This window comes from Mycobacterium sp. (assembly GCF_032159775.1).
Taxonomy (GTDB): Bacteria; Actinomycetota; Actinomycetes; order Mycobacteriales; family Mycobacteriaceae; genus Mycobacterium.
Map to the genome: position 1 here is coordinate 20,404 of NZ_JAVHWK010000085.1, position 9,057 is coordinate 29,460.

Consider the following 9,057-nt stretch of genomic DNA (forward strand, 5'->3'; position numbering starts at 1 on the left):
TCGCGGCCGATACCGTCAGTGCCATGCCATCACCTCCCGCCATCGAAGCTGTCGACCTGGTGAAGAGGTTCGGGGACAACACCGCAGTCGACGGTGTCAGCTTCACCGTCGCTCCCGGAACGGTGCTCGGACTGCTGGGTCCCAACGGGGCAGGCAAGACAACCACCGTCCGAATGATGACCACGCTTGCGTTACCGACCAGTGGCACCGCGCGGGTTGCCGGATACGACGTCCGTGACCAGCCCGACATGGTCCGCCGCCACATGGGCCTCACCGGCCAGGTCGCCACGGTTGACGAGTTGCTGACCGGGCGCGAGAACATCCGAATGATCGGCGGCCTCTACGGAATCGCGCGCCGCGACCTCGACCGGCTGGGAAACGAACTGCTGCAACAGTTCTCGATAGCCGATGCCGCCGACCGGCCGGTACGTTCGTACTCGGGCGGGATGCGCAGAAGGCTGGACCTGGCGGTCAGTCTCATCGCTTCGCCGCCGGTGCTTTTTCTCGACGAGCCGACGACGGGCCTCGATCCACTCAGTCGCAGTGAGCTGTGGGACATGTTGCGTGGGCTCGTCGCCCGCGGCACCACGCTCCTGTTGACCACCCAGTACCTCGAAGAGGCCGACCAGTTGGCCGATGACATCGTGGTCATCGACCACGGCCGGGTCATTGCGCACGGCACGCCACTGCAACTCAAGCGGCAGGCAGGCAACGCCAGCCTGCTCGTCACCGTCTCAGACGCTGCGGACTTGCCCGCGGCTCGTGAGCTGCTCGGCCGTAGCGGTGCCGAAGTGCGCGTCGACGTCGGTGCCCGGCAGCTCACGGCCTCGGCCACCGGCATTGCCGAGCTTGCCCGGGTAGCAGGCGCGTTGCAGGACAGCTCGATCGAGGTCGACGACATCGGCCTGTCCCGTCCCAGCCTGGACGATGTCTTCTTGTCGCTCACCGGCAGGCGCGCCGAAGTCGATCAGACAGTGGAGGTGGGCGCATGACCGTCGCCGCGCAGCAGCTCAACGCTTCGGCTAACAGGCCGCAGATCCGGCCGACTAACATCCTGCAGCAGTCCTGGATCATGGTGAAGCGAAACATGATTCACACCAAGCGGATGCCCGAGATGCTGAGCGATGTCACGGTACAGCCGATCATGTTCGTCTTGCTGTTCGCATTCGTGTTCGGTGCGTCGATCGCCACCAGCGGAAGCGCGTCCTACCGCGAGTTCCTGCTGCCGGGAATCCAGGCGCAGACAATCGTTTTCACCGCATTTGTGGTATCCACGGGGATCACTGCCGACATCGAGAAGGGAATCATCGATCGGTTTCGGTCACTGCCGATCCGGCGGTCCGCGGTGCTCATCGGTCGTAGCGTCGCCAGCCTGCTGCACTCGTCGATCGGCGTCGTGGTGATGGCCGTGACGGGCCTGTGCATCGGATGGCGTATCCGCGGAAGCGTCGCCGAGGCGGTGCTGGCGTTCGCCCTCATCTTGGTGTTCGGGTTCGGAATGATCTGGTTTGGCATCCTGATCGGCTCGCTGATGCGCTCGGTCGAAGCCGTCAACGGTGTGATGTTCACCGTGCTGTTTCCGATCACGTTCCTGGCCAACACCTTTGCGCCGACGGAGCCGATGCAGCACTGGCTGCGCGTGATCGCCGAATGGAACCCGGTGTCGTCGCTGGCGCAGGCAATGCGCGAGCTGTGGGGCAACGGCCCACCTGCGCCACCGGACGCGCAGCTGCCGCTGCACCATCCCATTGCGGCGACGATCCTGTATTCGCTCGCACTGACGGCGATCTTCGCGCCGTTCGCGCTACGCGCCTACGCGCGACGCACTGCGGACTAGGCGTCGACGGCGGAAATCGTCCATGCCGGCAGAATCGGCGCCCGCGTGAGGAAGTGGTCGCCTTGGCCGATGCTGCGCAGGAGCTCCTGCGTACGCAGGATGCAGCAGCCCATCCGGACCATCGCGAACACCTCGTACCAGGGCAGGTCGACGAGCGGTCGACCGATCATCTCCTCGAAGCGGCGGATCACCTGCTCGCGGCTGTCGAACCCCGGAAGTTCCGGGTCGAGGTCGATGCCGCTGACCTCCAGCGTCTGCCTGCGGGTCGCCAGCCACCAGGCGAAGTCGGTCTCCGCCGGGCACAGGCATGCCTGCTCCCAGTCCAGTGCGCCGACGATCTGTCCGGTGTCGTCGAAGATCGCGTTGGACAGCCGGGCGTCGTTCCAGCAGACGCTCAACTCGCCCATTTCGTCGGGCATCCGGCGGGTCAGCCAGTCGAACGCCCCTCTCATGACGTCGGGAACCTTGTTGTCGGTGGCCCATTTCGCGTACTCGCGCCACCACTTCAGCTCGGCGACGACACCGACGCCAGCGGGCCGCTCGAGCCAAGACGCCTCGCTGACGGGAACCCGCTGCAAGGACGCCAGCGTCTCGAGAAACGAGTCGTGAACGCGCCGCTGTATATCCGGGCCAGAGTCGTGCAGCCAACCACGCGTGGCGTACATGGTGTCCGACGGTGTGTGCCCGACGATGCGTGGCATCACCAGGAACTTCGAGCCGATCCAGTCGCGGTCGGGCTCGTAGAGGATGGGCGACGGCGTCGGAACTCCGTACTCGTGCAGCAGTTCCTGCGTCAGCGTCTGGATGCCGAGGTCGTAGTGCGGAAAGATGCCGCCGCCTGCGGGCGCAATACGGATGACGTACTCGTCGGTCTTCTCGCCGATGGTGGCGGAGAAGACCAGGCTTTCGCTCGACCAACCCGCCGCCTTGTTGGCCGCGCGCAGTTCCGACACCTCCGCTCGGCCGGCGAACCTGTGCCCAAACCACGCCTGGAGTTGAGTGCGGGTGGTGGCCAGATCGCGTTGCGTCAGCGCGATGCCTGCCATGCCGATCACATTTACACATAGCGCACTAAATGTAAAGCTAAGTAGGTTTACGTGCTGCTCGCCAGATGTAATACCCTTCCGAGGTGACCAAACCCGGTCCGCGCACCTTCGGCGATGTCGAGGACACGTCGCTGCCTCTAGCCGTTCTCGTGCACGGCTTTCCCGACACACCGCACACGTGGCGGCACCTCGGCCCGGAACTCGCGACCAACGGATACCGGGCAGTGGCTCCTTGGCTACCGGGCTACGACGCGCCTGTCGGCACGCCGATCAGCGTGGGCACCTACGTACGCTCCCTGCTCGACGTTCGCGGGGCGTATGACGCCGACGACCGCGCGGTCCTGATCGGCCACGACTGGGGTGCGGTCGCCGCGTACGGGGTGGTCAACGCGGACCCGGCGGCATTCGGCCGCCTCGTCACACTGGCCGCTCCGCCTGCCGGTGTTCTGGAGGGGATGTTCAGCTACCGCCAACTGAAGAGGTCGTTCTACATCTGGGTCATCCAGCAGGCCGGTCTTGCCGAGAAGGTGCTTCTGGAGCCCGGCTTCTGGGAGTCGCTGTGGGGGGACTGGTCGCCTGGATACGACCCTCACGATGACGTAGATGAGCTGCGTCGATACGTCACGGCTGACAACATCGCCGACGTCATCGCGCCGTACCGGGCATCCTTCAACCCGGCCTTCGCCGACCGGGAGACCACGGCCGAAGCGTTGACGACCTTGCAGGATCCGTCCGTGCCCACGCTCTATCTTCACGGCGCCGACGATGGCGCCCTCGGCATCGACATCTTCGGTGATCCGGCCGGGCACCTACCGGCGCCGGGTTCTGAATGCGAAATCATCGACGGCACAGGGCATTTCCTGCACCTGGAACAACCGGAACGGATCGCCGCCACGATCCTCGGCTGGCTGGCCGGTTAGCCGGCAGCGCGGCGGTGCAGTCGCCGTCGTGTCGCGTCGAGGCCCGCGGCGTGGCGCAGTTCAGCGAGGAACCGGTCGGGACTGCCCCCCGCGATCATGTAGTGGCACACCGCGATACGAACCACGGCCGCAGCCGCGACATCGCTGTCTTCGCCGGGAATGATTCGGGCGACCCGTTCGTGCATGATCGGAAGCACCCGCTTCATCTGGTGCAGCACATGCTCGGGCTCGATATCGGCCAATGACCCCAGCGAGTACGTGCTTTGGAACTCGACGATGAACCGCATCGCAGCGTCCAGGCGATCAGGTCCGCTCAGCCCGGCCATTGCCGCGGCGATACCCGAGTCGAAGTTGTCCTGCTCGTAGAGGCCGAACGCCTGGAGCAGGCCCTCCTTGGAGCCGAAGTACCGGTACAGCGTCGGGCGCGAGACACCGGCCTCCGTGGCGACATCGGACAGCTGCAACTTGCGTCGCCCATCCCGGGAGAGCACGACGAACGTAGCCGCCAGAATCCGGCGGCGCGTCGACTGCTCGCCGTCGACCGACCGGGGAGACGTCACGAACGCCACTTTACATATAAGGGCCGAAATGTCACACTGGCGACGGGCCGGTGGCTGGGTGTCCGCAATATCGCTACCTGCAGAAAGCGATCGACTTGCTGTCAACGAACTACGGCGGGCTGGTGCCCGAGGACGAACTGCTCACCCATCAGATTGTCGACACGTTCGCCACGGTCAGCCAGTCGGATCCGTCGTGGACGGAGAAGATCTGGACGATCGCACATGCCCGCGACAACTCGCTGCAGGTCGTTCTCGGCATCGGCAAGTACACCAACCGCGGCGTCTTCGACGGGGCGGCCGGCGTGTGCCGAGGCACCGAGCAGTGGACTGTGCGCGCAGGCAGAAGGCTGTCGTCGAACCCCGCGGGCACCGACGTCGGACCCGTGCACTACCGGGTCGTCGAACCGCTGCGCGCGATCCAGGTGGGCCTCGATGCGACCGAGCACGCGCCGATCGCATTCGACGTCGAACTGCGCGGGAGCTTCGCCGCGGCGCTCGAAGATCCCTGGCCCGACCGCAGCCCCGACGGCTACCGCGTCACCCATAACGTGTTGCGCTATCACCAGATCGGTGTGGCGACGGGATGGGTGGAGGTCGAGGGCACGCGCACCCAGATCGACGCCGACAACTGGATTTCGATCCGAGACCACTCGTGGGGCCTACGGCCTGGAGTCGGCAAGCCGATCCCAGGACTACCGCGGGGCGGACGCAAGATCAAGCAGATGTTCATGACGTGGCTGCCGATGACGATGACGCGCCCGGACGGATCGAGCTACTCGCTGTTCGTGATGTATCAGGAGGAGCGTGGCGACGGCTTCCTCGAGATCCGTTGTCAGGCAGAGCAGCAGAACGATGACGGCACCGCCCACCGGTTCGTCTCGGTCGAGCAGGACATGCACTTCCAGGACGACAATCGCCGGTTCACCCACGGAACCGTCACGCTGATCGACACCGATGGGAGCAAGCGCCCGTTGACGATCACAGCAGCGGGCGCGACGGGGTTCCACCTGGGCACGGCGGGCTACTACGGCTGGAACGACTGGGTGTACGGCCAGTGGGTCGGCGATGAACGGGTGGAGGGCAACCACATCGCCGACGCCGACAGACCCGAAAACGCCCGCCGGCTGCATCAGCTCCGCGATCTGCTTGTGCGAGTGGATGATCCGATCGGTGGTGGGTCCGGGTTGGGTAATGCCGAGACCTTCGCGCTCGGCGCGTTTCCCGAGCGCGGGCTGACCGCGGAGAACTCGTTTCTGTGAGCGTCGCGGTCATCGGAGCCGGGCCCGGCGGGATCGCGATGGGCATCCAGCTCGCGGCCGCCGGATACGACTTCACCATCTTCGACCGGGCCGACGGCTTCGGCGGTACCTGGCGCAACAACACCTACCCCGGCGCCGCCTGCGACGTGCCGTCGCACTTCTACTCGTACTCTTTTGCGCTCAACCCGCGGTGGAGCAAGACGTTCGCCCAGCAGCCGGAGATCTTGGCCTATCTCGAGCGGGTGGCGGCCGACCACGGCTTGGCGAACCATCTACTCGGCAACACCCGCATCACCGAGATGCGCTGGGCCGACGACGCGCGGTGCTGGTCGCTGCTGACCGATTGCGGCGCGACGTATGAGTTCGACGCCGTCGTCAGCGCCGTCGGGATGCTCGACGTGCCCAACATCCCCGAGATCCCCGGAGCGGACCGGTTTCGGGGTCGCACGTTTCACTCGTCGACATGGGACCACTCGAAATCGACTGCAGGCGAACGTGTCGCTTCGATCGGCACCGGTGCCAGCGCCGTCCAGTACGTACCCGAGATCGCGGCGGTGGCCGCGCACCTGACGGTGTTCCAGCGCACGCCGATCTGGGTCAACCCTCGCTACGACGAGCCGTTCACGGCCGAGCAGCAGGAGCTCTTCGAACGCGATCCCGGCGAAGCCCTCAAGGTCCGCGATGCGGCGTTTCAGGCCTACGAAGCCGCCAACTTCGGCGCCGACTCCGAGATGACGAAGGGCCTGACGGAGATGGCCCGCGAATACCTGACCCGCAAGGTGGCCGATCCCGCACTGCGGGCCAAGCTCACCCCGTCGTATCCGGTCGGCTGCAAGCGGCCCCTGCAGTCGCGTGCCTGGTTCCCGACATTCGCACGGCCGAACGTGACGCTGGAAACCGCTCCGATCGCCGAGTTCACCGAGCACGGGCTGCGCACCGCCGACGGCGTCGACCACGAATTCGACACCGTCATCTACGGAACCGGCTTTCACGCCGCGGACTACCTGGGCAGCCTCGACGTGTACGGAACGGGCGGCCGACGACTGCGTGACGACTGGGGTGACGGCGCCGAGGCGTACCTGGGCACCGTGGTACCCGGCTACCCGAACCTGTTCACGCTGTACGGACCCAACACCAACGGCGTCACCTCGATCATCTACATCCTCGAAGCGCAGGCCGAGTTCGTCCGTCGCATCCTCGACGACATGGCCGTGGCCGGGGTGCGCGCCGTCGACGTCAAGCGCGAGGTGCACGACACCTACAACGTCGAGATCCAGCGGGCGATGGAGGGCACCGTGTGGCTCGCCAACTGCAACAACTACTACCGCCACCCCAATGGCAAGGTGGTCACCCAATTCCCCTACAGCGGAACCGCATTCGTGGAAATGCTGTCGCGGGTAAAGCTCAATCACTTCAACAGGCAGGAGGCGGTCGCTTGTCCGGAATCCACCACGCTGCGATAGTGACCTCCGATGTCGACGCCTCGATGCGGTTCTGGCGCGACGGCCTCGGCTTCACCGAGTTGTTCGACTACACCTTCACCGGCGACTGGCGAACCCTGTTCGGGGCGGCGACCGATCGGTTGCGGTCGATCTTCCTCGGCGACCCCGCGACGCCGGAGACGGGCATTGTCGAATTGGTTTTGTTCGACGATGTCGAGGCGCTGCCTCCGCCGACCGACGTTCCGGCGTTCGGGTTCTTCCTGCTGTCGTTGCAGCGCGACGTCGAAGACACGCTGACGACGCTGGCGGCCCTCGGCTTCGGCGACGGGCTGCGCAGGATCGAGATGCCCGCGCCCGGCGGGAAGAAGGTGGCGATGGCCGTGCTCAACGCGCCGGACGGTGTGCGTGTCGAACTGATCGGTCCGCCGCAGTGACCGCCACCGCGGTGGTCACAGGGGGAGGCTCCGGCATCGGCCGCGCGGTGGTCGACCGACTGCGGGCGGCGGGAAGCGATGTCGTGGTGTGGGACGTCAACGGCGGCGACATCGACTGCGACATCGGCGATTCCGAGTCGGTATCGGCCGCGATTGATCAGACCATCGCGGGGCACGGCGTGCCGAGCCGACTCGTGGCCTGTGCGGGGGTCGGGGCATCAGGTCTACTGCTCGAGCAGACGCCCGAGGACTGGCAGCGGGTCATCGACACCAACCTGACGGGCACCTGGCTGACCATGCGTGCCGTCGCGCGGGCGATGGTCGATCAGGGCGAAGGCGGGTCGATCGTCGCGGTCTCCAGCATCAGTGGAACGCTCGCCGACCGCGATATGGGCGCTTACTGCGTGTCCAAGGCGGGCATCGACATGCTCGTGCGGGTCGCGGCGACGGAATGGGGCGTGCACGGCATCCGGGTCAACGCCGTCGGCCCCGGGGTTACCCGCACGCCGATGCTCGCCAACCCCGAGCAGCTGCCGGGCTGGGTCGAAGGACTCACCGAGCGCACCGCGCTCGGCCGTCTCGGCGAGGCCGACGACATCGCCGAGGCGATCGTCGCCGTCCTCGAAATGTCCTGGGTCACCGGGCAGACCGTGTTCGCCGACGGCGGGTTGGCCCTGCACAGCCCGATCGACTCCTACGGCCAGGTGCAACGCCTGACGGCCCGCCGCAAGCGGCGCGAGCAAGACTAGCCCCAGGCGTGGACGGTGTTCTGGGCCGGTTCGAGGCCCTGAGCGATCAGCAACTCGACTGCGTCGGCGGCCTGTTCGCAGATCACCGGAACCTCGGGCCGTTCGGCCTTGCTGAAGTTCTCCAGCACGTACGAGGCCCCCGACTTCTGGCCCGGCGGGCGGCCGATGCCGATGCGGACCCGCTGAAAGTCGCTCGTACTCAACGCCGATGCCACCGATCGCAGACCGTTGTGGCCCGCGACGCCGCCGCCGAACTTCAGCCGGATCTTGCCGAAGTCGATGTCGAGCTCGTCGTGCACGATCACCACATCGGCGGGCGGCACCGAGTAGAACTTCGACAGCGGCCCGACCTGGCGGCCCGACTCGTTCATGTAGACACGCGGTTTGGCCAGCACCACCGACCGACCTGCGAGTCTGCCGGTGACGACCTCGGCGCCGGATTTCTTGTGCACTTTGAACTTCTCGCCCATCCGATCGGCGAGTAGGTCGACAACCATGAAGCCGAGGTTGTGCCGCGTCGAGGCGTAGTTGGGCCCGGGATTCCCCAGGCCCACCACCAGATGTGGCTCGGCCATGTCGGGTGAAGGCCCGTCGGTTACTCGGAGGAGTCGTCGGAGCCGGATGATTCCTCGCCACCGCCCTCGCCGTCGGCGGCCTCGGCACCCTCTTCGCCCTCCTCGGCGCCTTCGCCTGCGCCCTCGACTGCCTCGCCTGCACCCTCGGACTCGAGGTCCTCGGCGGTCGGGGCGGCCACAACGTTGACGACAAGCATCTCGGGATCCGAGATCAGCGACACACCGTCGGGAAGCG

The 9,057-nt window shown here is 66.2% G+C and carries 10 protein-coding genes and 1 pseudogene; 7 read left to right on the top strand and 4 right to left on the bottom strand.

Translation table 11 applies throughout. From position 1 onward, the window contains the following. Positions 1–23: 23 nt before the first annotated feature. Together QOJ24_RS09125 and QOJ24_RS09130 are read left to right on the top strand one after the other, a co-directional pair. Positions 24–992, top strand: a complete 969-nt coding sequence (locus QOJ24_RS09125; protein ID WP_526260664.1) for an efflux ABC transporter ATPase subunit, DrrA-related — start codon at positions 24–26, stop codon at positions 990–992. Further along, a complete protein-coding gene (locus tag QOJ24_RS09130) occupies positions 989–1,837 on the top strand; it encodes an ABC transporter permease (RefSeq protein ID WP_526260665.1) in 849 nt (282 codons plus the stop codon). Before QOJ24_RS09125 ends, QOJ24_RS09130 begins: the two co-directional genes overlap by 4 nt. Here the strand turns inward: QOJ24_RS09130 and QOJ24_RS09135 are convergent. Continuing rightward, the gene (locus QOJ24_RS09135) at positions 1,834–2,883 is read right to left on the bottom strand and encodes a phosphotransferase family protein (protein ID WP_526260666.1); all 1,050 of its coding nucleotides are present in this window, start codon (positions 2,881–2,883) and stop codon (positions 1,834–1,836) included. The two genes, QOJ24_RS09130 and QOJ24_RS09135, sit on opposite strands and share 4 nt — an antisense overlap. Before the next feature lie 83 nt (positions 2,884–2,966). Between QOJ24_RS09135 and QOJ24_RS09140 the strand changes: the two genes are divergently transcribed. Then, a complete protein-coding gene (locus tag QOJ24_RS09140; protein WP_526260667.1) occupies positions 2,967–3,803 on the top strand; it encodes an alpha/beta fold hydrolase in 837 nt (278 codons plus the stop codon). Here QOJ24_RS09140 and QOJ24_RS09145 read toward each other — a convergent pair. Next, positions 3,800–4,363 (bottom strand): TetR/AcrR family transcriptional regulator, encoded by a 564-nt coding sequence (locus QOJ24_RS09145; protein WP_526260668.1) that lies wholly within the window; start codon positions 4,361–4,363, stop codon positions 3,800–3,802. The two genes, QOJ24_RS09140 and QOJ24_RS09145, sit on opposite strands and share 4 nt — an antisense overlap. Positions 4,364–4,458: 95 nt before the next feature. Here QOJ24_RS09145 and QOJ24_RS09150 point away from each other — a divergent pair, with 95 nt between their 5' ends. Genes QOJ24_RS09150 through QOJ24_RS09165 form a run of 4 tightly spaced genes read left to right on the top strand, consistent with a single transcriptional unit; the run spans position 4,459 to position 8,247 of the window. Then, a complete protein-coding gene (locus QOJ24_RS09150) occupies positions 4,459–5,622 on the top strand; it encodes an Rv3169 family protein (RefSeq protein ID WP_526260669.1) in 1,164 nt (387 codons plus the stop codon). Further along, entirely contained in the window at positions 5,619–7,085 is a 1,467-nt protein-coding gene (locus tag QOJ24_RS09155) for a flavin-containing monooxygenase (protein ID WP_526260670.1), read from the top strand. The genes QOJ24_RS09150 and QOJ24_RS09155 overlap by 4 nt, the downstream gene beginning before the upstream one ends. Further along, the gene (locus QOJ24_RS09160; RefSeq protein WP_526260671.1) at positions 7,085–7,498 is read left to right on the top strand and encodes a VOC family protein; all 414 of its coding nucleotides are present in this window, start codon (positions 7,085–7,087) and stop codon (positions 7,496–7,498) included. Before QOJ24_RS09155 ends, QOJ24_RS09160 begins: the two co-directional genes overlap by 1 nt. Beyond that, positions 7,495–8,247: an SDR family NAD(P)-dependent oxidoreductase gene (locus QOJ24_RS09165; RefSeq protein WP_526260672.1), complete on the top strand. Its 753-nt coding sequence runs from the start codon at positions 7,495–7,497 to the stop codon at positions 8,245–8,247. Before QOJ24_RS09160 ends, QOJ24_RS09165 begins: the two co-directional genes overlap by 4 nt. Here the strand turns inward: QOJ24_RS09165 and pth are convergent. Both pth and QOJ24_RS09175 read right to left on the bottom strand, forming a co-directional pair. Next, complete coding sequence (gene pth, locus QOJ24_RS09170) at positions 8,244–8,822, bottom strand: aminoacyl-tRNA hydrolase (protein WP_526260673.1); 579 nt, start codon at positions 8,820–8,822, stop codon at positions 8,244–8,246. The genes QOJ24_RS09165 and pth overlap by 4 nt on opposite strands. Before the next feature lie 20 nt (positions 8,823–8,842). Then, a pseudogene (locus tag QOJ24_RS09175) lies at positions 8,843–9,057 on the bottom strand (50S ribosomal protein L25/general stress protein Ctc); the annotation flags it as partial.